At 30.7% G+C, this 25,557-nt stretch carries 21 protein-coding genes and 1 tRNA gene; 8 read left to right on the top strand and 14 right to left on the bottom strand.

Annotated elements, in window-relative coordinates; genetic code table 11:
* The first annotated feature begins 32 nt into the window (after positions 1–32).
* Complete coding sequence (locus GYM73_RS08580; RefSeq protein WP_220233578.1) at positions 33–647, top strand: SprT-like domain-containing protein; 615 nt, start codon at positions 33–35, stop codon at positions 645–647.
* Positions 644–1,741 carry a mannose-1-phosphate guanylyltransferase gene (locus tag GYM73_RS08575; RefSeq protein WP_160541695.1) on the top strand — a complete coding sequence of 366 codons (1,098 nt, stop codon included), beginning with the start codon at positions 644–646 and terminating at the stop codon, positions 1,739–1,741. The genes GYM73_RS08580 and GYM73_RS08575 overlap by 4 nt, the downstream gene beginning before the upstream one ends.
* A 14-nt stretch (positions 1,742–1,755) precedes the next feature.
* Here GYM73_RS08575 and GYM73_RS08570 read toward each other — a convergent pair whose 3' ends face one another.
* The 9 genes from GYM73_RS08570 to GYM73_RS08530 all read right to left on the bottom strand — a co-directional run bounded on the left by GYM73_RS08570 (position 1,756) and on the right by GYM73_RS08530 (position 12,331).
* Positions 1,756–2,532 (bottom strand): ABC transporter ATP-binding protein, encoded by a 777-nt coding sequence (locus GYM73_RS08570; RefSeq protein ID WP_105296789.1) that lies wholly within the window; start codon positions 2,530–2,532, stop codon positions 1,756–1,758.
* Positions 2,533–2,535: 3 nt separating this feature from the next.
* Positions 2,536–3,282, bottom strand: coding sequence for an ABC transporter permease (locus tag GYM73_RS08565; protein ID WP_166004694.1), 747 nt, complete (start codon positions 3,280–3,282; stop codon positions 2,536–2,538).
* Positions 3,283–3,347: 65 nt separating this feature from the next.
* Positions 3,348–4,079: a sulfite exporter TauE/SafE family protein gene (locus GYM73_RS08560; RefSeq protein WP_160541696.1), complete on the bottom strand. Its 732-nt coding sequence runs from the start codon at positions 4,077–4,079 to the stop codon at positions 3,348–3,350.
* Complete coding sequence (locus GYM73_RS08555; RefSeq protein WP_220233577.1) at positions 4,070–4,531, bottom strand: FixH family protein; 462 nt, start codon at positions 4,529–4,531, stop codon at positions 4,070–4,072. Before GYM73_RS08555 ends, GYM73_RS08560 begins: the two co-directional genes overlap by 10 nt.
* 2 nt (positions 4,532–4,533) lie before the next feature.
* Positions 4,534–5,994, bottom strand: coding sequence for a cytochrome c oxidase accessory protein CcoG (gene ccoG, locus GYM73_RS08550; protein WP_220233576.1), 1,461 nt, complete (start codon positions 5,992–5,994; stop codon positions 4,534–4,536).
* A 159-nt stretch (positions 5,995–6,153) separates the two neighbouring features.
* On the bottom strand, positions 6,154–7,158 hold the full coding sequence (locus GYM73_RS08545; RefSeq protein WP_220233575.1) for a cbb3-type cytochrome c oxidase N-terminal domain-containing protein: 1,005 nt from the start codon (positions 7,156–7,158) through the stop codon (positions 6,154–6,156).
* Between the two features lie 209 nt (positions 7,159–7,367).
* Positions 7,368–9,599: a cytochrome-c oxidase, cbb3-type subunit I gene (gene ccoN, locus GYM73_RS08540; protein ID WP_166004686.1), complete on the bottom strand. Its 2,232-nt coding sequence runs from the start codon at positions 9,597–9,599 to the stop codon at positions 7,368–7,370.
* A 21-nt stretch (positions 9,600–9,620) separates the two neighbouring features.
* Entirely contained in the window at positions 9,621–9,803 is a 183-nt protein-coding gene (gene ccoS / locus GYM73_RS08535) for a cbb3-type cytochrome oxidase assembly protein CcoS (protein ID WP_105296782.1), read from the bottom strand.
* 143 nt (positions 9,804–9,946) lie between these two features.
* Positions 9,947–12,331, bottom strand: coding sequence for a heavy metal translocating P-type ATPase metal-binding domain-containing protein (locus GYM73_RS08530; RefSeq protein WP_220233574.1), 2,385 nt, complete (start codon positions 12,329–12,331; stop codon positions 9,947–9,949).
* A gap of 85 nt (positions 12,332–12,416) precedes the next feature.
* On the opposite strand from GYM73_RS08530, the gene GYM73_RS08525 reads away from it, so the two are divergent.
* Positions 12,417–13,130 (top strand): Crp/Fnr family transcriptional regulator, encoded by a 714-nt coding sequence (locus tag GYM73_RS08525; protein ID WP_255448154.1) that lies wholly within the window; start codon positions 12,417–12,419, stop codon positions 13,128–13,130.
* A gap of 18 nt (positions 13,131–13,148) precedes the next feature.
* On the opposite strand, the gene GYM73_RS08520 is transcribed toward GYM73_RS08525, so the two are convergent.
* The 3 genes from GYM73_RS08520 to GYM73_RS08510 all read right to left on the bottom strand — a co-directional run bounded on the left by GYM73_RS08520 (position 13,149) and on the right by GYM73_RS08510 (position 16,131).
* Entirely contained in the window at positions 13,149–15,032 is a 1,884-nt protein-coding gene (locus tag GYM73_RS08520; RefSeq protein WP_220233573.1) for an ABC-F family ATP-binding cassette domain-containing protein, read from the bottom strand.
* Between the two features lie 64 nt (positions 15,033–15,096).
* Positions 15,097–15,360 (bottom strand): hypothetical protein, encoded by a 264-nt coding sequence (locus tag GYM73_RS08515; RefSeq protein WP_146105549.1) that lies wholly within the window; start codon positions 15,358–15,360, stop codon positions 15,097–15,099.
* A 698-nt stretch (positions 15,361–16,058) separates the two neighbouring features.
* Positions 16,059–16,131, bottom strand: a tRNA-Phe gene (locus tag GYM73_RS08510).
* Between the two features lie 170 nt (positions 16,132–16,301).
* Between GYM73_RS08510 and GYM73_RS08505 the strand changes: the two genes are divergently transcribed.
* From GYM73_RS08505 to GYM73_RS08495, 3 genes are all read left to right on the top strand, one after another.
* Positions 16,302–17,573, top strand: coding sequence for an OmpP1/FadL family transporter (locus tag GYM73_RS08505; RefSeq protein WP_220233572.1), 1,272 nt, complete (start codon positions 16,302–16,304; stop codon positions 17,571–17,573).
* Positions 17,574–17,654: 81 nt separating this feature from the next.
* Positions 17,655–18,185 carry an LPS export ABC transporter periplasmic protein LptC gene (gene lptC, locus GYM73_RS08500; RefSeq protein WP_220233571.1) on the top strand — a complete coding sequence of 177 codons (531 nt, stop codon included), beginning with the start codon at positions 17,655–17,657 and terminating at the stop codon, positions 18,183–18,185.
* A gap of 116 nt (positions 18,186–18,301) precedes the next feature.
* Entirely contained in the window at positions 18,302–19,351 is a 1,050-nt protein-coding gene (locus GYM73_RS08495) for a hypothetical protein (RefSeq protein ID WP_220233570.1), read from the top strand.
* Positions 19,352–19,390: 39 nt separating this feature from the next.
* Here GYM73_RS08495 and GYM73_RS08490 read toward each other — a convergent pair whose 3' ends face one another.
* Together GYM73_RS08490 and GYM73_RS08485 are read right to left on the bottom strand one after the other, a co-directional pair.
* The gene (locus GYM73_RS08490; protein WP_220233569.1) at positions 19,391–20,050 is read right to left on the bottom strand and encodes a uracil-DNA glycosylase; all 660 of its coding nucleotides are present in this window, start codon (positions 20,048–20,050) and stop codon (positions 19,391–19,393) included.
* Positions 20,051–20,099: 49 nt separating this feature from the next.
* The gene (locus GYM73_RS08485; RefSeq protein WP_220233568.1) at positions 20,100–21,980 is read right to left on the bottom strand and encodes an ATP-dependent DNA helicase RecQ; all 1,881 of its coding nucleotides are present in this window, start codon (positions 21,978–21,980) and stop codon (positions 20,100–20,102) included.
* 224 nt (positions 21,981–22,204) lie between these two features.
* Here GYM73_RS08485 and GYM73_RS08480 point away from each other — a divergent pair, with 224 nt between their 5' ends.
* Positions 22,205–23,317, top strand: coding sequence for an efflux RND transporter periplasmic adaptor subunit (locus GYM73_RS08480; RefSeq protein ID WP_105296773.1), 1,113 nt, complete (start codon positions 22,205–22,207; stop codon positions 23,315–23,317).
* Between the two features lie 262 nt (positions 23,318–23,579).
* On the top strand, positions 23,580–25,514 hold the full coding sequence (gene dnaG / locus GYM73_RS08475; RefSeq protein WP_220233567.1) for a DNA primase: 1,935 nt from the start codon (positions 23,580–23,582) through the stop codon (positions 25,512–25,514).
* Positions 25,515–25,557 lie beyond the last annotated feature (43 nt).

Genomic DNA, 25,557 nt, shown 5'->3' with positions numbered 1-25,557 from the left:
GAAGAAAATTTACAGAAATATTTAAAAATATAGTGGAAACTTCTAAAAAAGTAGATTATTCAAAATTAAATCCTCATATCCCTAAGGAAGCAATAGCTTTTATTGAAAAATGGCTGGAACCATATTGGTTTCATTTGGTTATAAAAAAACCACGATCAACTAAATTAGGAGATTATAGAGTTCCACAAGAAGGTAATCCTCATATAATAACAGTAAATTCGGGTATGTTAAAATCATTATGTTTTTTAACTTTAACCCATGAAATAGCGCATTTAAGAGCTTTTGATTTGTATTCCAGAAGAATTCAACCTCATGGTAAAGAGTGGAAAAAAACATTTTCTGAAATGATTTCTGAAAGTATTGATGTATATGAAGAAGAATTAAAAGTGATATTGAAAGTTTTTATGCAGAATCCCAAAGCAAGTTTTTATGCAGATAAAAAATTATCTGAATATTTTATAAGAAAGCAAGATCCGAATGCGTTGTTATTGAAAGATTTACATGTAAATGCTTTATTTAAAATTAATAATAAATTTTTTTATAAATTAAAGAAATCAAAAACTCGCTATATTTGCATTGAAAAAAATACAGGTAAAAGATATTTGATTGCGGAGAATGCTCCGGTTACTGAAATAAATGTTTTATGACAAAGAATAAGAATTATTATTGTGTAATTATGGCCGGGGGTATAGGTAGTCGTTTTTGGCCAATAAGTACCACAAAATTCCCAAAGCAGTTTCATGATATTTTAGGTACAGGGAAAACGTTAATTCAGCAAACATTTGAAAGATTAAGTAAGATTATCTTAAAAGAAAATATTTTTGTTATCACCAACCAAGAATACGTTGATCTTACATTGAGTCAATTACCCGATATTTCAAAAAACCAAATTATTGGTGAACCCAAAATGATGAATACAGCTGCCTGTAACATTTATATGGCAGAAAAAATCCATAAATTAAATCCGGATGCAAGTATTATCGTTGCTCCTTCAGACCACTTAATTATCAATGAAAATCAATTTGTTACTAATGTATTAAACGCTTTAAAACATGCTAGTCAAGATAATATATTGGTAACTTTAGGGATTGCTCCTACAAGACCTGACACCGGATATGGATATATTGAGTACGTTAAAGAAGGCAAAGAGGGACTTTACCAAGTGAAATCCTTTAAAGAAAAACCGAATCTTGAAACGGCTAAAGAGTTCTTAAAAAGTAAGAATTTTTTATGGAATTCAGGCATTTTTATCTGGTCAAGCCGAAGTATTCTAAGTTCTTATCAAAAATATCTTCCGGATATGTATCGATCTTTTGAATCTATAATCCCTGAATATAATACAGATAAAGAACCGGAGGCTGTAGAAAAAATTTATTCTAAAATTGAAAAAATTTCAATTGATTATGGCATTTTAGAGAAATCTGATAATGTTTGGGTAATTCCTTCTACTTTTGGTTGGAGTGATTTAGGTACATGGAGTGCATTATATGAGAACTTTAATAAAAACGAAGAAGGGAATGCAGTACACGGTAACAATATTTATACATACGATACCAGTAATACCATTATAAAAACAGACCTATCGAATAAAATATATATTATTGATGGACTAACGGATTTTATAATAGTGGATACTTCAGAAGCACTATTAGTATGTCCCCGAAATAATGACCAAAAAATTAAGGATTATTTAGAAAATATTAAAAAATTGGAAGAAAGTAAGAAATCTTCAAAAGAATAATATTTCTTCGTTTCTTACTTTTTATTATTTTGATGATATAGCATGGCTTCACGAGCCATTTTGAATATTTTTGAAGAGAATACGAAATCTAATAAAGCTTGATTATCAGAAGTTACGATAGAGTTTTTATCTCCTTCCCATTCTTTAACACCGTTTTTTAGGTAAACTATATTTTCACCTATTTCAAGAACAGAATTCATATCATGCGTATTTATAATAGTAGTTGTGTCGTATTCACGGGTTATTTCATGAATAAGTTTATCTATTATTTGAGAAGTCTGAGGGTCTAAACCTGAATTTGGCTCATCGCAAAATAAATATTTTGGATTATTAACAATAGCACGTGCAATAGCTACTCTTTTTTGCATTCCTCCGGAAATTTCAGATGGAAATTTCTTACGCGCATTTGTTAGATTTACACGTTCTAATACTTGATCTACCCGTTCCCTCATATCTTTTTCAGATATATTTGCAAACATTTCAAGAGGAAACTTTACATTTTGTTCAACCGTCATGGAATCAAACAGGGCACTCCCTTGAAAAACGGTTCCTATTTCGCTTCGTAAATTTTGCCTTTCAGATACAGATAATTTGGATGCATCTGTATTTTCGTATAGAATTTGTCCGGAAGTAGGTTCAAATAAGCCAAGAAGACATTTAAGAAAAACAGTTTTTCCGGAACCACTTTGTCCGATAATTAAATTTGTTTTTCCTTTTTTAAAAGTAGTAGTAATCCCTTTAAGGACTTCTACTCCATCAAATGATTTAGTAACGTTTATTGCTGAAATCATTGTTTAATCTAGTAAAAGTTGAGTTAACATTAAATTTGTGATGATGATAAGGACTGTTGTCCATACAACAGCTGAAGTACTATTACGCCCAACTTCCAATGAACCACCTTTTACGGTATAACCATAATAAGAAGGTACTGTTGCTATGATAAAGGCAAATACGATAGTTTTTATAAAACAATAGTAAATAAAGAAATCAGGTGATGCCATTTGTAGTCCTTGTACATAATCTACCGGGGCCCAGCTTCCTGAAAAACTTCCCGCAAAATAACCTCCCAGAATGCCCATCAATAGGCTAATCATGATTAAGATTACATTAAAAAATAAAGAAGCAACCACTTTTGGAAGAATTAGATACGATGGGCTGTTTACCCCCATAATTTCCAAAGCATCAATCTGTTCGGTTACTCTCATAGTACCGATGCTCGATGCAATAAAAGAACCCACTTTTCCGGCTAATACAACACTAATTATTGTAGGGCAAAATTCCAGTATAAGAACCACTTTGGTTGCATATCCCACATAATAATCAGGAATAGGGAAAGAGGATGTCTTGAAATTATTATACATTTGAATGGCAACTACTGCACCCACAAAAAAAGAGGTGAAAGCAACCAAACCTACGGAATTAACTCCTAAATCATTTATTTCTCTAAGTAAATTTTTTCTGAAAATTTTTCTTTTTTGGGGTTTTTTAAAAACCCTTGCCATTAAGAAAGAATATGCTCCAATATTCGAAATCATCCCCATAATGGTGCGAAGTTACTATTTTTTTATTTTTAAAAAAAGAAAGATTATTTTTAAAGGAAACCGTTTTAATGGCAACAACTTTTCGCATGCGATCTTTGTTCCAATTTTAAAGCTTTATCTGAGGGTGACAATAGATGAATACCTAAACCCAACCCTCTTAGTATGAATAAAATGCCTATTAAAACTATAAAGTAGGGAAATATTTTTAGAATCTTGAATCTAACTTTAGCTCCAATAAATTTACCGGTTAATGTTGTTATGAACATGAAAGGAAATGTCCCTAATCCAAAAACGGCCATAAATAGCATACCTTGAATAATTCCACCGGCAGCAATCGAAGAGGTTAAAGCCACATAAACAGCTCCACAAGGAAGAAATCCATTAAGTACTCCGGTAAGAAATCGAGAAGTATTGTCTTTCCTTTGAAGAAATCTACCTAAAAATAGTTTAATTTTAATCATGAACTTATTAATCGGTCTGAAATTATCTCCTATTTCAGTGGTTTTTCCCGGTAATAGTACCATGAGAATTAATAGAATACCGGCAAAGATAGATATGTATTTTTGATATCCGGCTATATTAAAGCTTTTACCCACAATTCCTAAAATGCCTCCTAATAAAGAATAAGTGGTTATTCTTCCCAATTGATATAAAATATTCTGTGTATAGAATTTAAATTTATTAGTTGCATCCAACCCGATGGAAAAAGCGATCGGGCCGCACATTCCTATGCAATGAAATCCCCCCAATAATCCTAAACTAAGTGCTGTATATAAGTAAACGATATCTAATTCCATATTAACGGTATTTCCATCTGATAGTTAGTTTTTTCTTTTTCCCAATATAATTTTAATGTATAATTTCCTTTTACTAAAACTTTAGCCGGTATTAAAATGGTATTAGAAGGAGATAAATCAAGTTCTTTATTGTTAATATCTAAAGCTTGAGAATTGGCTCTGAAAAGTTTAAATTTTCCGGTGGTATTAGTATAATTAAATTCTTTTGGAAAGATTATTTTAATGCCGGATTCAGGTAATATTTCAATTTTAGGTTTTTCTTGTAATAAAGCAGCATGGTTGGTAGCATCAATCTCTTTTTGATAATTTATTTCTTCTTCATAATAATTATCTGTTACTAGGTCAAAAGTATTCTTTGAAAATTCAATGGTGAATATCAATGTACAAATAAATATAATAAAGCAGGCAAGTGCTAAAATAACCCCGTGCCCCCAAGTAAATTTAAATTTCATAATTAAAATCGGATTTTAGACGGACCAATAAAATTAGTTTTATACTCGTCTACTTTTTTACCATTTTCGTCAAAGATACCAATAATTACTTCTTCTTTGGTTTTAATTAAATCAGACTGAGGAATTTTAATAGTGGCTGTACCTTTGAGAGTTTGTTTAGGTTGTATGATAAATTGTGTACCATATCCTACTAAAGTTATACTTGCATGATTGGGTTTAAGTATTTTTACGTTTAGTTTTTTCTTTTCGGTAGTTTTATTAGAAAATATAAATTGATATTCATCAACAACTAATTGTTCTTCTATAGTAAACTGAGTACCTACAATTTTTAAAAATTTGGTTTCCACACTTGATCTAATGAACAATAATGAGATACAAACCGATGTCAAAACCAATAAAGCTATAGTGTAGGCAATTAGTCTCGGAGTAAATTTGAAATCCGTTCTTTTTTCAATCATATTTTCCGAAGCGTACCTAATTAGACCTGTTGGCATTTTCATTCGGGTCATTACCATATCACAAGCATCAATACAAGCAGTACAGTTCACGCACTCCAATTGACTTCCGTTTCTTATATCAATACCCGTTGGACAAACTTCAACACATTGTTTACAATCTATACAATCTCCTTTACCTAAAGCTTTTCTGTCTTCATTTTTTCTCCAACTTGCTCTCCCGGCAGTACCTTCTCCTCTCACGAAATCATAAGCAATATTTATCGTGTCTTTATCAATTAGTACCCCTTGAAGTCTGCCATATGGACAAACAAAAGTACAGGCTTGTTCTCTGAACCAAGCAAATACAAAATAAAATAAAGTGGTAAAAATGATATATACTATACATACGGTGACATTTTTTGAAATACCTTCTTTAAAAATTTTTAGTATTTCATCGGTGCCTAAAACGTAGGAAAATAATACAGCACATATTAGTAAAGAAACAATTAAAAAGATGGACCATTTTAAAATTCTCTTTTTGATTTTTTGACCGTTCCATTCTTGTTTGTCGAGGCGAATTTGCATATTTCTGTCTCCATCGATAAGAAATTCAATTTTCCTGAAAACATGTTCCATAAATATAGTTTGTGGACATATCCAACCGCAAAAAATTCTCCCATATGTCACGGTAAATACAATAATAAAAACCGTGGTTGTCACTAAACCTATACCAAAAAGATAAAAATCTGATGGGGAAAAATAAGCTCCGAATATGTAGAATTGCCTGTTTAATATATCAAATAGGAAAATAGGATTTCCATTGATTTTAACAAATGGAAATATAAACAAAATGATGAGAAGGAATGCACTGACTATATCTCTGTATTTTGTGAATTTGCCATGAGGCTTTCGGACATAAACCCATTTTCTTTCTCCTGATACGTCTGCAGTAGCAAGATTCTCTCTGAATTCTTCCTTTTGTTGTTCAAGGTCAGGAATTTTTTTATCCTCCGTTTCCTGAGACATGATGTTTTGTTTATTTAGTTAATTATTAAGTTTGATATCTATAATTATACTTTATTTCATTAAATTCTACATTTATAAAAAAGAGTAAAATTATATTTAAAAAGCAAAAGTCTGTTAATCTCCAATTGAAACTAAACAGACTTTTATATAATTTTTATTTTACTTCTCTGAGTTTGATGAGTTTTGCGTAGTTGCAGTCGGGGGAGTGGTTTCGGTTGGTGCTGCAGCTGTACCGGATCCCCCTTTATATGCTTTGGACCAAGGGGCTAAATTACCTTGAGGTTCTTTGGCGGTTTTATCTACTGAACGGCCTTCAGAATCTTTAGGAGAATTTTTATTAAGTTGGTACAAGTAACTTGCCACTTTAACAATATCATTTCCTTTTATTTCTCCGGTCGCTCCGAACGCTCTCATGGTAGGATTATTTTTACTACCGTTCCATACTGTATAAAAAATATTTTTAAATTCAGAGTCTTCTTTTGCGTTATTGTATTCTTCTTGAATATTAATCCAATAATCATCCGTTTGGTTAGGACCGGAAAGACCTTTAGCTCCCTCGCCATGACAAGTTTTACAAATTTGTTCATAAATTACTTTTCCATCTGCTACTGCATCCGGATTAAATTGAGCAGTTTCTATAGTAGCTTGAGGAGCTATCTTTTCATATTCGGCAATTTCAGCCATCTGAGTTTTATATTCTTCTTCATATTCAACATCCGGATGCGCAAAACTTGTAAATGCATAGGAAAAAAGATACACAACACCGTAAGTGATAGTTACGGCAAATAAACCTATATACCATCTAGGCAATTGATTATCCAATTCTTTTATATTGTCATACCCATGATCTATTAATTTAATCTCACCGGTTTCTTCTGCTTTACTTTCTTTGAATGCGTCTCTCCAAAGTCGAGTTAAATAAGGGGTTTTTAAAAGTTCTAAATAGTCCTTTTTTTCACTGTCAGAAAGTAACTTAAATTTTTCAGCATCTATTAAAGCATTTAAAGAATTGTTAATAAGTAATAACACAAATGAAATGGCAATAGTGGCTAAAAATATAGGATTTGTGATGAAATCAAAGTTTTGCAAGAACATGTAAAATGCACCGGTAATTAAAAATACCGATAAGATAGCATTTATGACAAAGGGTGTTCTAGGTTTCATATGATCATTTAGTATTTATATTATTAGTTCTTTTTTCATTATCCTCCAAGGGTAGATTGCTCATATCGTTATAGTAATTTTTTGGTTTGTTCATTACCATAAAAGTTACTCCAAGAAAAAATAAGACAAAAAGCAGAAGAGCTAAGCTTTGATAAATTATGGCATTATCTACTCCTGCAATTATTTTATTATAAAATTTGAGCATTTTTCTAATTATTTGCCGTTTCTACCTGTGTTTTTTTGATATCAACACCAAGTCTTTGTAAATAAGCAATTATAGCTACAATTTCCCTTTTTTCCAATGGAACAAAGTTAGCACCCTCAGCCTTTGCAGAGGCATCAAAACCGGCCTTATAGTCGGGTCTGTCTGTAAATATACTGGCTGCAATTTCTTTTGCTTGAGCCTCCATATTTGATTTATAATTGTCAATATCCTTTTGTTCGTAAGGAACATTGAACCAATTTTTCATTAATTCTAACTTTTCTTTAGTTTTGGAGACATTTAATTCGTTATAAATTAACCACGGATATCTAGGCATAATGGATCCGGGAGAAGTTTCTCTAGGGTCGAATAAGTGAGTAAAATGCCATGAATCCGGATTTTTTCCTCCTTCTCTGTGTAAATCAGGTCCGGTTCTTTTAGATCCCCAAAGGAAAGGTCTATCGTATACGTATTCTCCTGCTTTAGAATATTCTCCATATCGAACTACTTCATCTCTAAAAGGACGTATCATTTGGGAATGACAGGCATTACAACCCTCACGGATGTATAAGTCTCGTCCTTCCAATTCTAAAGGGGTATAGGGTTTTACACTTGTTATTTGAGGTATATTGGATTTAACGAATATGGTTGGTAAAATTTCCACGGCTCCACCAACTGCCAAAGCAATTATTGCTAAAACAGAGAAGAATAGAGGCATTCTTTCTAACCAGGAATGCGTTTTTTCATTCGGGCCTTTTGCCGGAGAAACATGTAAAGCAGGAGCTTCTGCCTCTTCGTTAGCTATAAATGTACCTTTTCTAACAGTTGCAATAATGTTTATAACTAATAATATGGCTCCTGAAAGATAAAGTACCCCTCCTATAAATCTAAATATAAAGAAATATCTTAGCGATGTAACGGTTTCAAGGAAATTCTTTGTAACAAGAGTTCCATCCGGATTAAATTGTTTCCACATTAAGCCTTGAGTAAAACCACTCATGTACATAGGGATAACATATAAGATGATTCCCATAGTTCCTAACCAAAAATGCCAGTTGGCTAATTTTACAGAATATAGATTAGTTTTATATATTCTTGGGATGATATAATAAATAACTCCAAAAATGATGAAACCGTTCCATCCTAAAGCTCCTAAATGCACGTGTCCTATAACCCAATCGGTAAAATGTCCGATTTTGTTTAATGTTTTAGTAGCTAATAAAGGACCTTCAAAAGTTGCCATACCATAGCAAGTTACTGCCACAACAAACATTTTAAGAATAGGATCTTCTCGTACTTTGTCCCATGCACCTCGTAAGGTTAATAACCCGTTAAGCATACCTCCCCAAGAAGGCGCTATTAGCATGATGGAAAATGCGGTTCCCAGCATTTGTGCCCATGCAGGTAAAGAGGTATATAATAAGTGGTGAGGACCGGCCCACATGTAGACAAATATTAAGGACCAAAAGTGTATAATAGATAATTTGTAAGAAAAAACCGGTCTATTGGCAGCTTTAGGTAAATAATAATACATTAATCCTAAGATAGGAGTAGTCAAGAAGAATGCTACTGCATTGTGGCCGAACCACCATTGCACCATGGCATCTTGAACTCCTGAATATATAGAGTAACTTTTTGCTCGTAAAATATTTGAATCTAATGGGATTGCCAAGTTATTAAATACCCACAACAAGGTAATTCCACCCCAAGTAGCTATAAAAAACCAAATGGCAACATACATATGACTGATTCTTCTTTTAGCAATGGTAATAAACATGTTCAATCCGAATAATATCCAGATAATGGCTACCATAATATCAATCGGCCATTCATGCTCTGCATATTCTTTGGATGTATTGATTCCCATTAAGAAGGTAATTACTACAGAAACGATAATTAATTGCCATCCCCAAAAATGAATCCAACTTAACAGATCATTGGTTCGAGATTTTAATAATCGCTGGGTAGCATAATAAAACCCTGTAAAAAATCCATTACCTACAAACGCATAAATAACGGCACTGGTGTGAAGCATTCTCAATCTTCCATATCCCAAAAAGCCTTGAGATCTGGCTAAATCGGCTCCTTCAGTACCAAAGAAAAATTCAGGTAATGTCGGTATGAATAATAATGAGGCTACAGTAAGTCCGACTATGAAACCAACAATACCCCAAAGTATAGTGGCATAGGCAAACGCTTTTGTAATTTTATTATCATATGAAAATTTTTGTGTTTCCATTGGTGTTATGTAGTTACTTTATTATTTTTCTTTCTTATCGTTTTTGGATTCTTTTGAATTGCCATCATTGGAATCAAATAAAATTCTTACCGCAGGTGATTCATCATCATCAAATTGTCCTTTCTTGATTCCATAGATAAAAAGGATCAAAAATATAACAGCTAATGAAACACTGCATAATATCATTAAATATAATATTTCCATACTGACTGAACAAAAATACATTTTATTTGATATGAATGATAATGATTTGTAACATATTTTTACATTGCATCTTTAATTTAGAATATTTCTAAATTGAGGTATATTTTAGGTTATTTGATGTGTTTTCTAATAAAGAAATTACCTTATCTTTTTTTAAATGTTTCATATCCAATAACTTTACTTACCACGGTAGTGAATAGTACTACTGAAATGGAACTTACAGGCATAAGTATGGCTGCTACTAAGGGGGAAAGCCTGTTAGAAACTGCAAAACTTAATCCGATTATATTATAGCAAAAACTAATAATGAAACAAATGGAAACTATAACTAAGGCTTTTTTTGATAATTTTAAATATTTAGGTAGATAAGCAAAATTGTTTCCATCTAATATGGCATCAGACGAAGGAGTGAAACTGTTTATATCATCTGAAATGGCAATACCCACATTAGATTGTTTTAAGGCTCCTGCATCATTGAGTCCGTCGCCAAGCATTAAAACTATATGCCCTTGATCTTGTAAATTTTTAATGTAATCGAGCTTATCTTGAGGAGACTGATTAAATTTAATAACCGTGTCTGTGGAAAATATTTTTTCTAAATTATGCTTTTCGGAATTATTATCTCCACTTAATAATGATATTTTATAATGGTTAAGTGATCTGATAATTTCTTTTAAATCTTTTCTGTATTGGTTTTTAATTTTATATAACCCTTTGTATATACCATTGATGGAAATATAAACAGAAGTTTCAGAATTAATATTTTTTTTATTTCCTACAAAGTCGCATGAGCCTATTTTGTATTCTATACCCTTAATGAACCCTTTTATTCCTTTACCTATTATTTCTTCGTAGTCCTTAATAGGTATATGATCAATAGGCATGGAAATAGATTCATAAAGTGATCTGCTTAAAGGGTGATTGGAATTTTGAAGTATAGCTTTTAAGTTTTTTAACTCTTCAACAGTAAGTTTTTCTCCTTCATAACTGATTTTGTTGACTTTATTAATCGTCAAAGTGCCGGTTTTATCAAAAACTATATGGTCTATTTTTGCCAGTTTTTCAACTGTGATAGCATCTTTTACGTAAAATTTTTCTTTACCGAAAATTCTCATGATATTTCCAATGGTAAAAGGTGCGGAAAGAGCTAATGCACAAGGACAGGCAACAATCAATATAGCCGTGATTACTTGATACATTTGCGAAGTGTTTTTTTCAATGAAATACCAGTATAATCCGCTTACAATTGTGATGATTAGTATGACAATCACAAAATATTTACTTATGTTATTGGTTATTGAATCAATAGTTGAAGTATCTTTTTTAAATGCTTCATTATTCCATAGCCGGGTAAGATAGCTTTGATTAACTTCTTTAATGATCTCGAGTTCTATAGTAGTGCCGGATTGTTTTCCTCCGGCAAATATTTTTTCTCCTGTCTTCTTTTCTATTAGTTTGGATTCTCCGGTAATAAAGCTGTTATCAATAAAAGCATCTCCATGAATAAGAATAGAATCGGCAGGAATAATTTCTTGATTGCGTATTAGTATTCTGTCACCAATTTTTAAATTTGAGATCAGAACATTTTCATGAGTTTTATTGGAAGTAATTTTAGTTACGGCTATGGGATAAAAGGATTTGTAATCTCTATCAAAAGCTAAAGTTTTATAAGTTCTTTGCTGAAAATACTTACCTAAAAGCATAAAAAATAAAAGTCCGCTTAGAGAATCGAAATAACCGTTGCTCATTCCCGTATACGCTTCAAAACAACTACGGAAAAATAAGGCAAATATACCGATAACAATGGGCAAATCAATATTTAATATTCCGTGTTTTAGAGCTCCCCATGCAGATTTATAATAATCTGAAGCGCAATAAAAAACTACGGGTAATGAGAAAAGAAACATAAGAATTCTGAAAAAATAACTGTATTGTTGAAGCCAAGGGTCTTTTTCAGTTTCGAGAAATTCCGGAAAGGCAAAAAGCATAATATTTCCGAAAGCAAATCCGGCTATACCTATTTTTACAAGTAGGGTGTGATCTACTTTTTCAGGTTTTTTTTCAGTAGTTTCAAAATTAATGACCGGCTTATAGCCTAAATCTGTTAGAAAATTAGCTAATTCACTTAATTTATAGAATTCATTTTTGTAGGCAATTTGTACCGTTTTAGAAGAAAAATTAACAGTAGAATATGTAATATTAGTATTAATATTTTTTAAACTTTCCAATAACCAAATACAAGCACTGCAATGAATAACGGGTATTTTAAAAGTTATAAGAGTTAATCCCCCTTCCGAATAATCAATAATTTTATCAAAGATTTGAGGGGTGTCTAAAAATTCAAAATAATTTTGCCCCTTTTCAGGTTTTATTCCGGCTTTGGAGTTTAAACTATAGTAATTTTCCAATTTATTTTGATTTAAAATTTCGTATACAGATTTACATCCGTTACAGCAAAATAATTTATTATCAAAATCAATCGGAGTGTCCTCAATGATCTGTCCGCAATGATAACAATGCTCACTCATATATTTGTACTATCACTAAACCTGCAAAGTTATATCCTTTTATTTAAAATTAAAGTATTATTTTTGTCCGTAAATTATTAAAAATATGAGTAATATCATGCCTAAAAATTCAGTAGATTTAATAATATCAGAATTAAAAAATAAAGATGTTTTAAGCCAATTTACAAAAGAAGAACATAGCATATTGGATAAAGAAATGAAGGAGATTCGTTTTGAAAGAGGTCAAGAAATAATACATGAAGGTTATAAACCTACCGGAATATTTGGAGTTATAAGCGGTACGGGTAAAATTAACAGAAAAGGATATAATGGTAAAGATCAAATACTGCGTTTAGTAAAAAAAGGAGAAATTGTAGGATACCGTTCTTTATTAGGGGGAGAAAGTTTTAGTGCTTCTTGTACCGTTCTAGAAGATATTACTGCAGTATATATCCCTGAAATTATTTTTCATCGACTGTTAGAAATAAGTTCCAGAGTTTCTTTTGATGTATTAAAAAAAATATCCCAAGACTTAGGAGAAGCAGGAAAAACCATCACTTGGTTAGCTCAAAATACGGTGAGAGAAAGATTGGCTGCCGTTTTACTTCTTTTAGAGAAAAAACTTGATGTTGATCATGAAGGCTTCATTAAAATTACTCTTACTCGTGAAGAAATGGCAAATTTAATCGGTACAGCAACAGAAAGTGCGATACGATTAATTTCTGAATTTAAAAATGATGAGCTTATAGAAGTGGAGGGACGAAGAATAAAAATTCTTAATCATCAAAAATTATCCCGACTAGGGCATGTTATGTCATAAAAATTATAAATTTTAAATTTAAGCGTTGAGCTCGCTGAGTTCCAGCCATCTAGATTCTTTGTAATCTAAACTTTGAATAAGATTTTCCAGCTTATTGCTAATTTCTTGTATTTCATCAAAACTTAAACTCGAAGAGGATAATTGTTCAGTTAATTTATTTTTTTCTTCTTCTAATTGAGGAATTTCTTTTTCTAGCATTTCTAATTCTCTTTTTTCCTTGAAAGAAAGTTTAGGAGATTTGTTCCCGTTAGTTGGATTACTATTTTTTATTTCCTTTTTAGAAACGTCTTTGATGATTTCATTTTCTTTTTCCTTTGATTTTAAATAATAATCTGTATAATTACCTATAAACCAGGAAATTTTACCGTTGCCCTCGAAAATCATCAATTCATCAACCACTTTGTCCATAAAGTATCGGTCATGGCTTACGATCAAAACACAGCCTTGATATTCATTTAAAAAATTTTCAAGAACAGTTAAGGTTGGTAAATCTAAGTCATTTGTAGGCTCATCAAGTATTAAAAAATTTGGATTGCTAAATAAAATAGATAGCAATTGTAATCTCTTTTTCTCTCCGCCGCTTAATTTAGATATATAAGTATATTGGGATTCCGGTGTAAAAAGAAACATTTCTAAGAATTGACCGGCAGTAATTTGTTTTCCATTGGATAGAGGAAAATAATCTGCTATTTCTTTTACAAAATCAATAACTCGTTGATCTTCTTTGTATGCGAGGCCTTCCTGTTTAAAATGCCCTATTTGTAAAGTTTCGCCCCATTCGATAGTTCCGGAATCAAATTCTTCCTTTCTTTCAAGTATCTTCAAAAAAGTTGTTTTACCTACTCCATTTTTACCGATAATCCCGATTTTTGATCCTCTGGCAAAAGTATGGGAAAAGTTGTCCAAGATTATTTTATTTCCAAAATTTTTGGAAACATGTTCTAATTCAATGATTTTTTTTCCCAAACGAGTCATTTGAATGTCCAATTGAACTTGAGCATCAGAAATACTTTTTTTAGCAAGTTCTTCCGTTTTATAAAAACTTTCAATTCTGCTTTTTGACTTGGATGTTCTGGCCTGAGGTTGTCTGCGCATCCATTCCAGCTCTTTTCGATATAAATTTTTAGCTTTATCGGTTTGAGCTATTTGATTTTCAATTCTTAGAGATTTGTTGGTTACATAAGTCTCATAATCGCCATTATGCGAATATAAGGTTCCGTCTTCCATTTCTAAGATCCGAGTGCAAATAGCATCTAAAAAATATCGATCATGAGTAACTAAAATAAGGGTTTTATTTTCTTTGTTAAGGAAAAATTCCAACCATTCTACCATTTCAATATCTAAATGATTAGTTGGTTCATCCAGAATTAATAATACAGTGCCTTTTTCAAAGCTTATATCGATCAAGAATTTGGCAAGAGAAATTCTTTTTTGTTGTCCACCCGATAAATTTTTTATCTTTTGATCAAGGAAATCAATTTTTAATTTATTGATAATTTCTTGAATTACAGGTTCGACTTTCCATCCGTCCCATTGATCCATTTTTTCTATTAATCCTAATAATTCAGGATTGGAAGGATCATTTTGGACCATGGTATCGTATTGATGAACAATATCCAATACAGGGTTAGAATGGGTAAATATATAATCTTCAGCAGTCAAATCATCATTAAATAGTTCAGATTGTTCAAACATAACTACTTTTATGTCTTTATTGAGCGTAACCGATCCGGAATCGGTAGATTCTAATCCGGACAGGATTTTTAATAAAGTACTTTTTCCACTACCGTTTTTAGCGACTAAAGCAATTTGATCTCCTTCATTTATATGAAAAGAAACATTGGAAAATAAAGTTCTTATGCCAAAAGACTTACTAATGTTTTCAACTGAAAGATAATTCATAGGGTATATATAGAAAAGCAAAAATACGCTTTCTAAATTATTTTATAAAAAGTCAATTTGGGCATTAGTTTGATGATTTATATAATATCATATGACAAACCAGCAAAATAGTCAGAAACACATTGAGTATAACTCCTACAGAAGCATCAATATTTTTAAAATCTTTAATACGGGCATAGATACTAAGCAGGAGACAGAATAATTCAACACCGACCATAGTATAGTTTAGCCAGGAAGGTACAAAACAATATAAATTGCCAAGCAAGAAAGCTATTAGATTTAAAATAACTATTCCTGCTAAAAACACGAAAATACTGACGTTATTCATAATTTATTAATATTAAATTAAAAAAATGCTAATTATATAAGATGTTCTCTTTATTTTCTAAATGATATACTTAAGTAAAAGAGATTAATTATATTAATTAATAGTGTTACATTTTTAATAATCTAATTTTATTCCAAGATTTAAACAATCAAACAAAAAATATTAAATATTCAATGTTTAAGAAATAGAGGTAATAGGTAATTGTGCAAATTAGTGTAAGCTTATTACTAGATAAATAAGAGACAAAAGAGGCTTTTTAAATTAAAATTTTTAACAACAAAAATTTATTGATTTTAAAAAATGCTAACTTGGTATATACAGAGTTTTGTTTGGAATAAAACAGCCCCCATACCACATTAAATAAATTTGCCGGTTGTTTATTGGATAAAAAATGCCTATAAAGCAATAAAAAAAGAAAGGATTATTCATGAACCACTGCATTGACTATATTCAACCATAGTTTCTTGGAGTATATGTTTTGCGGAAGGAAAAAAGAAAATATTCTGATTTTTTACATGGGATTATATAATATTATAAAGGAAAAAATGCTAATGTATTAGGAACTTCAACAGTAAAAAATATTTCATTTTAAGAAATCAAATGATTTTTTTATAGAAATTTCTTAAGGAAAAATATCTCATTAAAAAAACAAAAAATCCACAATCTTTTCTTATTGAATTGATTATGGATTTTTGAAGTGGTACCTCTTGGAATCGAACCAAGGACACAAGGATTTTCAGTCCTTTGCTCTACCAACTGAGCTAAGGTACCCTCGTTTGGGATTGCAAATATAGGGCATATTTTTAAATCACAAAATATTTTTAAAAAAAAATTGAAATTTTTTTTCGGCTCTAAAATTTGACTAAGAATTTTTACTTATAATTATTTTTATAATCGGTACATTATTAACATATTTGTACTTTGTATATAAAACACACTGAATGAAAATTAGATTTTTCTCCATATTATCATCATTTATCATATTTCTGAATGCTGCTTATGCCCAGCAAACTTCTACCTCTCCTTATTCTTCATTTGGCTTAGGAGAAAGTAAAACCAATTCCGATATAGTAATTTCTTCTATGGGAGGATTGGGAACTTCATATATTTCAGATTTTACCAATGAAGCTAATTATGTAAATCCGGCAGCGAATAGAAACTTGCGATATACCAGTTATAACATCGTGATCAATACCGATTATACCAATGCTAAAACTTCAAACGTAAGCAGTGATCGATCCACTACTTATTTAGCTAATTTATCATTAGCCTTTCCAATCGGAACTAAGTCCAGAGTAGGAGTAAATTTACAACCTTACACCAATATAGGATATGATATAAATACAGATAATTCAGATGTTGTAAATCAAAAATCTTTATTTAAGGGAAGGGGAGGACTTAACGCTTTCAGTGGTATGTATTCATATAATATATCCAATGAGTTTTCCTTAGGAGCTAAAATTGGGTATGTTTGGGGCGATTTGAAAAAAGATCAAGAAACATCTTTACAGAATGCTAATTTGATTTCCGGTATATTTAATAAGCAAGAATATGGTTTTTTCGATTATACTTTAGGAGTAGCCTATCGAAAAAAATTAACTAATAATCATTTACTTAATATCGGAGCAACTTATAATATAGGGCATACCATAGATGCTGATATAAATTATTTGTATTCAACCTATTATTATAACAATAATAATGAAAAAGTTTCAATGGATACCTTAAACTATGTTAAGGGAACTCATGATGCAAAATTACCTTCATCATACTCAATAGGAGTAGCCTATGGAAAAGAGCATAAATGGTCATTAGGAGCAGATTTTAAATTTACAGATCAATTTAAACTTAAAATACCGGAAGATAATTTTGATTACAAAAATAAGTACCGCGTAGCCATAGGAGGCTGGTATTTGCCTAATATAAACGGTTTCAGATCTTATTTTGAAAAAATTATTTATCGATATGGGCTGTATTATGAAAATACAGGGCTTAATGTAAACAATAAAACCATTGACCAATACGGGGTAACCGCCGGTCTAGGCCTGCCTTTGGGTAAATCCGGTAAACATGATCCTTCCATGCTTAATTTAGGAATTGAATTAGGACAAAGAGGTTCAAAATCAAACGGTCTAATCAAAGAGAATTTCGTAAATTTTAAAGTTGGATTTAATTTTGATGATCTTTGGTTTAGAAAGAGACAGTACGATTAAAATTTATAACTATCATTTTTTATCCTTGGAAAGATGGTGACTATAAAAAAAATAAAAATCTATTTATATCTTATTTTTTTTGTGATTATTTCCATATCATGTTCCGATGAAAAAGGGGATAATTTAGGAGAAAAAAAAACCAACTTTGCTTCCAGGAGAATCTATAATGCTAATATAACTTTAACAGATTCAGTGTATGCAATTATTAGATTAAGGACTCCACTTATGGAAGAATATGAATTCGTAGAAACACCATATACAGTTTTTCCTAAAGGCTTAGATATGGATTTCTACCAAAAAGGTAAAGAGCCCGGGCATTTGAAAGCAGATTATGCCAAGATAATTGAAAATGCAGGATGGTATGAAGCAAGGAAAAATGTAGTTATTATTAATTCGGATAAAGACACATTAAAAACCAATCAAATTTTTTGGAATAAGAAAGAAAGAAAAATTTTTTCAAACGATACCGTTAAAATCTACAGAGCAGACGGGGTAACTACGAATATTTCTGTTCATGGAATCGAATCTTCAGAAGACTTTAAGAATTTTAAACTGAAAAAAAACACAGGTACTTTGCCCTATGCAAATGATTTAAAAACAGATAGCAAATAAATTTTATTTTGAATAAAAATAATATAAATGTTATTTACAAATAAAATATGAAATTATTAAATAAAGATGTATATTAGTAGCTTCAAAATTTATATTTTTAATAAAAATAGCGAACAATGAAAAAAAAGTATACTGTTTTTCTTTTAATACTTACGCTTTCTGTTTATGCTCAAGAAGGAAAAGTAAAAGAGACTTCTGAAAAAGGAGTTTATTTTGAACAGAATGGGGAAATGATTTTAGTTTATAGGGGATCAAAGGAAGGTAAAGCTAATAGTGGCTATACATTCACTTATGGAAAAGATGGAACATTAGAAGTAAAAGGAAAAGCATCTGCTCCTACATTTAAATCACCCAATGATGTGGTAATAGTTCAAGATGCTGCAGGAAATCGATATTGGAAATTGATTGATGGAACTATTGTAAAAACAGAATTAGCGGGAGAAGTATCAAAATCTGCGGCTGCTAAAGAAGTTTCTGTAATCAGAAAAGAAGAAAATAATGCAGTAGTAAATGAAGTTCCGGTTGAAACAGTAATTAAAGAAGTTCCTATAGAAGTTGTTGAAGAAAAAATAATTGAAACACCGGAAACAGTAAATGCTTTACCGGAAAAAGAAATAGAAATAGAAATTGAAGAGGCAGACATAGCTGAAGAAAAACCTGAAGAGGAAACACTAATACCGGAAGCTCAATTTATAAATGAACAAGATTCAGATGATGTATCTGAGACTGAACAAGCAGAGTCTATCGCTATTCCTACTCCGTCTGCTACAGAAGAGGTGGAAACAGTACCTAGTGCCTCTAGCATAGTTATAGATGAAAATGAATCAAAAAATGTAGAAGAAATTTCAACCCCAACTCCACAAATTGAAGAAGCAGAAACAGTAGAAATCGAATCTATTCCTAGTCAAGAAGCTAATTCAGAAGTTTCTGTACCATCAGAAGAAAAAATTATTTTAGAAGAAGATGCCCCGGAGGAAGATAAAACTATAATTTCTACTATAGGAGATGATGGAATTGAAGAAATTCAAGTAATAGATGGAGAAGTAGGAGATGTGTCTAATATGTTTGAAAAAAATTATGAGGACATGTCTAGAAAAGAAAAGAAATTATATAAAAAGAATGAAAAAAAATTAATGAAGCAATTAGAAAAAGAACTTAAAAATTAATAGATATAAAATTTAATATAAAAAATGAACCTATTCGGTCTACCACTGAATAGGTTCAATTTTTTTTGAGGTTAAATATTCATTAGTAAGACTAAAAGGTCTTGAACCGAAAAAGCCTCTATGTGCGGATAAAGGAGAGGGGTGTACCGATTTAATTATGAAATGTTTTCGAGTATCTATTAAATTAATTTTCTGTTGTGCATAGCTTCCCCATAAAATAAATACAACATGTTCTTTTTCTTCAGATATTTTATGAATTACAGAATCCGTAAACGTTTCCCATCCTTTTTTTTGGTGAGAACCCGCTTGATGTGCTCGTACGGTTAAAGTTGCATTGAGCAAAAAAACACCCTGTTTTGCCCACGGAGTTAAATCCCCCGACTTTAATTCAATACCCGTATCATTTTTTAATTCTATAATAATATTTCTTAAAGAAGGCGGATATACTATTCCATTGGGAACGGAAAAACATAATCCCATAGCTTGTCCTTCTCCATGATATGGATCTTGTCCCAGCAAAACCACTTTTACTTGATCAAAGGGAGTCAATTCAAAGGCCTTAAAAATATTTTTACCTTTTGGATAGCAAGTATGTTCTTTATATTCTTGCTTAACAAAATTTATTAAAGATGAAAAATAAGACTTTTCAAATTCAGGCTTTAATAAATTTTTCCATGATTCTTCAATATTTATATTCATTCAGTAAAGGTAAAAATAAATATAAAAATAGTTGGAAATAAGACAAATATTAAGCAGAATATGTGTTGAAATTTAATGCTTTAATTTTATTTTCTGAAATTAGATCTTGTAAGCATTCATGAATTTTTTCAAAAGAAACATTCCTAAATTCGGCATAAATATCCTCTCTGCTTCTAGGCTGTTCTTTTATATAAGATAAAATATCTTTCAGATAAGATTTTTCTTCAAATTTGGGTTTACAACATACATCACACTTACCGCATGTTTGATTGGTTTTTTCACCAAAATATCCAAGGATTAATTTCATCCTGCAATATTTTGAATTTTTGATAAAAAATTCCAACTCTTTATATTTAACTAATTTATTTTGTTGTATAAGTTGAAATTCATTCCAAAAGCTTCCTAAAAATTTTTGATCGTTTCGTGGTTCTAAAAAGTAAATTTTTTGCTTATTACCATCAACGTAAGAAATATCACCTGATTGGTTATATTTAATAAATTTGGAGTGTAATACGGAAAGAGGAATTAAAAGGCTGTCGGCTAATTTTTTTTCATCAAATTTTATTTGATAAGAAAAAACACCTGTTATTTTTCTGGCAATTTTTTCAAATAAAAAGGAATCATTGCCGTAAAAATTATTGTCAAGTCTTTCTATAGGAAAGTTAATTTTAAGCAGACTATCTGAAGGCTCATATTTCCATTGAAGAACTGAGCTATTATGAAGAAATTCTAAAATAGGTATAATCTTACTTTTATTAATTTTTGTACGTTGTTGAAATAATTTCAAGTCGAAATCAAAAATTGTATCGGGTAACTCATTAGGAACAATACAAAACATTGAATATAAATAACGGATAACTTTTTCATATTCCGATTTTGAAGATATAGTTTGTATGAGTGATGAGTATATATCAGAAAGTTCCGCTTCATTCCACAATAAAAATGTATGTGATAAAAGTCCGTCCCTTCCTGCACGACCAACTTCCTGATAATAATTTTCTAATGAATAAGGAGGAGAAAGATGAATGATCACACGAACGTCTTTCTTATCTATACCCATTCCAAAAGCATTTGTTGAAATTAGAATTTGGTTGGTACTTTCCGTCCAATTTTTTTGTCTTTGCATTTTCTCACTAGGGGATAATCCTGCATGAAAAAATTCAACCTCAAATCCCTTTCTTTTTAAAGTTTCAGACAAAGTTTTAGTTTCATTTCGAGTTCTACAATAAATAATTCCCGAACCCTTATACCTATGTAAAATTCTTTCAATTTCCCCAAATTTGTCTCCGGCATTTAAAACTTGTAAAGAAAGATTTTCTCTATTAAATGATCTTTTAAATACCTGAACATTATGTAAATCGAGTTTTTTTATTATTTCAATTAAGACCTTTTCAGTTGCGGTTGCAGTAAGTGCCATGCAAGGAATTTGAATCCCGATATATTCTCTAAACTTTATAATTTGTTGATACGATGGACGAAAATCATTACCCCATTCAGAAATACAATGGGCTTCATCAACTGCGATAAACGAAATTTCAATATCTTTAATGATCTCTAGAAAAGTTTTATTTAACAATCGTTCCGGAGATACATATAATAATTTCAATTCATTATTTCTCAATTTATTAAATACGGAAAGTTGTTGATCCGCTGTTTGATCCGAAGAAATATACTCGGCCGGAATTAATTTCCTTTTTAATGAATACACTTGATCCTTTATAAGAGCCAATAATGGAGAAATAACAATACAAGTGCCTTGAACCAAAAGAGCGGGGACTTGATAGCAAATAGATTTTCCTGCTCCTGTAGGTAAAAGAGCAATAGTATCTTTACTTTCCAATATAGTAAGTATGATCTCTTTTTGAAGAGGTCTGAATTCTTTATACCCCCAGTAAGATTCAAGAATTTTATTTGGTAATGAAAAGTCCATTTAGACTAGAATTTTTATTGGCAAGTAACAAATATATAAAAGAAAAAATTATCCTAATTTGAATTGACACAATTGTTTGGTGTTGATTTTATGCAAGATAAATTAAAAAAGAATTATATATTTACAGGCAAGATAAACAAGTAATAAAAAAAATACTTAAAAAAAGTGATTTTAACGTAACAAAATTTGTTAAGATAATACAAATTATAGTGAAAAAAGTTGTCATGAATAATAAGGTTCTTAAAATAGTTTTATCTGTTGCTTTTATTGCACTTTTATTGTATTGTATATGGTACGTAATTATAACCAATACACGATCTAATGATAAGTTTGAGACAGAGTCTCCGGTTACTATGACTATTCAGCAAAAAGCTGTGGCAACCGGTAAAATTAATCCCAAAGAAAAGATAGAAATCAAACCTAATATTTCCGGGATTATCAAGGAGATTTATATCAAAGAAGGAGATGAAGTAAAAGTAGGACAATTATTGGCTACGATTAAAGTGGTTCCGGTCGTTTCTACAGTAAATACTGCTATGCAGAATATAAATTCAGCAGAAATTAAGTTAAATAATCAAAAAAGAATTTTTGAACGTCAAAAATTATTATATGAGCAAGGAGTAATTTCTAAGCAGGATTATGAAAGTGCTGAAACGGAATATAAAATAGCAAAACAAAATCTAATTCAAGCACAGAAAGATTATGATATTGCTAAAACAGGTATTACTTCAGGATTAGAAGATTTAGCGAGTATTCAAGTTCGTTCTACTGCAAATGGACAGGCACTGGAAGTACCCGTTGAAGTAGGGGATCAGGTTATTGAAGCCAATACATTTAATGCAGGAACAACTATTGCAAGCATTGCTGATGTCAGCAAAATGATATTTGAGGGTAAAGTGGACGAGTCAGATGCAGGGAAAATGCATGAGGGAATGAAATTAAAAATAATAATCGGAGCACTTCAAGACAAAGATATAAATGGTATTTTAACCTTTATTTCTCCTCAAGGTAAAGAAGAAAACGGGGCTGTTAAATATGAAATTAAAGCAGATATAATTATTCCGGAAGGGGTTTCGATTCGCGCCGGATATAGTGCCAATGCAGAAGTAATATTAAGTGAGAGAAAAAATATTTTAGCAATGAGAGAAGCTTTAATGCAATATGATGGAGAGAGACCTTTCGTTGAAGTACAACAGCCTGATGGAAAATTCAAAAAAGTTTATGTAAAATTAGGATTATCAGACGGTATATTTGTTGAAGTTCAAGGTATTTCACTGAAAGATCAAATTAAAATATGGAATTCTTCAGACGAAGATAAATCATCAAGAAAAAAGTAGTTTTGAAAAAATAGTTTAAACAAGCACCTGATGTAAATCAGGTGTTTTTTATTTTATAAAATCTAAATCGATCTTTATTTGATAGTATAAAAATCATTAAAACATAAGATTTCTAAAGATATTGCGCAGGGTAATGTTTTTATTATACCATTAAAAATTCTATTTTATTCTTGAGTATTGATATATGTATAATTAAATTTGTAAAGAACCATGTGAAGATTTTTTCAAAAATGGAAATTTAAATTAACGTATTTTTGTACTTATGATTTCTAAAGAGACCATAGATAAGATTTTCTCTACGGCAAGAGTGGAAGAAGTAATATCGGATTTTATAAATCTGAAAAAATCAGGGAGTAATTATAAAGGCTTAAGTCCTTTTGTAGATGAAAAAACGCCGTCATTTATGGTTTCCCCATCCAAACAGATTTGGAAAGATTTTTCATCCGGTAAAGGCGGTAATGTGGTTACCTTTATAATGGAACAAGAACATTATACCTATCCGGAGGCCTTACGCTATCTGGCAAAAAAGTATAATATTGAAATTGAAGAAGACAGTAAAGAACTGTCTGACAGTCAAAAAGAATTACAATTAAATAAAGAAAGCCTATATCAATTATCAGAGGTTGCCAATGAATATTTTCAAAACCAACTTTGGAAAACTGAAGAAGGCAATACCATAGGAATATCTTATTTTAGAGAAAGAAGTATACGGGATGACATTATTAAACAATTCCAATTAGGGTATTCACCGAAAGAGTGGGATTCATTTACACATTTTGCATATGAGAAAGGGTATAAAAAAGAAATACTGGAGCAATCCGGTTTAAGCATTTTTAAAGAAGGATCAGATAAAGGATTCGATCGATTTAGAGAGCGAGTACTATTTCCCATTCATAGTTTTTCGGGAAGAGTATTGGGATTTGGAGGTCGGATATTACAAAATAATGCAAAAACGGCTAAATATGTTAATTCCCCTGAGAGTGAAATCTATCATAAAAGTCAAGTTTTATATGGTTTATTTCATGCGAAATCTTTTATCATTAAAGAAGATAATTGTTATTTGGTGGAAGGATATATGGATGTAATATCCCTTTATCAAAATGGTATTAAAAATGTAGTAGCCTCTTCAGGAACTTCATTAACTGTTGAGCAAATTAGACTAATAAAAAGGTTAACCAACAACATTACTGTTTTATATGATGGGGATCAAGCAGGAATTAAAGCTTCATTCAGAAGCATAGATATGATCCTTGAGCAAGAAATGAATGTTAAAGTATTGCTGTTTCCGGATGGAGAAGATCCGGATAGCTTTGCAAGAAAACATTCTGCCGATGAAATAGAAGCATTTTTTAAAGAAAACAGTAAAGATTTTATTCAATTCAAAACAGATGTTTTATTAAAAGAAACGAACGGCGATCCCATAAAAAAGGCCGGATTAATTAGAGATATAGTTGGGAGTATAGCCTTAATAAAAAATCTTATTCAAAAAGAGATTTATGTAAAAGAATGTTCAAGAATATTGGATATCTCGGAGCAAGTTCTATTTAGTGAATTGGCTCAATTAACACAACAAAATATACATTCTAGAGATCGGAATACAAGAAAACAAGTTGCTTTACAACCTGTAACTACATCTCAACAAGAAGAAATTGATTTTACCTATAAAATTGAAGAAGATATTTTAGAATTAATGCTATCCTATGGAGACCATGAAATTTTAATAAACTATGTGGAAGAAGAAGAATCCTATAAAACTACTGTAATAGAAGAAATTGTTCACCGCTTAAAAGAAGATGATTTACAATTTACCGTAGATTTTTACAATAGAATTTATTTGGAAATCATGGAAGGTATTGAAAATAATCAATTGAGAACCGGAGAATATTTTGTTAAATCTAAAGAAGTCGACATCACCGAATTTGCCGTAGGAAAATTATTAAAAAAATACTCAATAAGCAATAATTGGGAACTCAAAGAAATATATGTTCCAACATTGGAGCAAAATCTTGCAAAAAACACAAAAGATGTAATACTTAAATACAAAGCGATAAGAATAGCGGAAATGAATAAAAATTTAGCTAAAGAATTAAGTTCGGGGAATATATCAGAAGAAAGAAGATTAGAAATTTTTAATCAGATTATAACTTTAGATAAACTTCTAAAACAAATACATAAGCTGGAAAATCGGGTAATTTAAAAAAAGATATTTAGGTTAATTTAAAATTCGATATATTTGCTTA

Origin of the sequence: Apibacter sp. ESL0432 (assembly GCF_019469225.1) — a bacterium.
GTDB lineage: Bacteria > Bacteroidota > Bacteroidia > Flavobacteriales > Weeksellaceae > Apibacter.
Note: the sequence above shows the minus strand (reverse complement) of the source record. Positions and strands in the feature narration are given on the sequence as shown.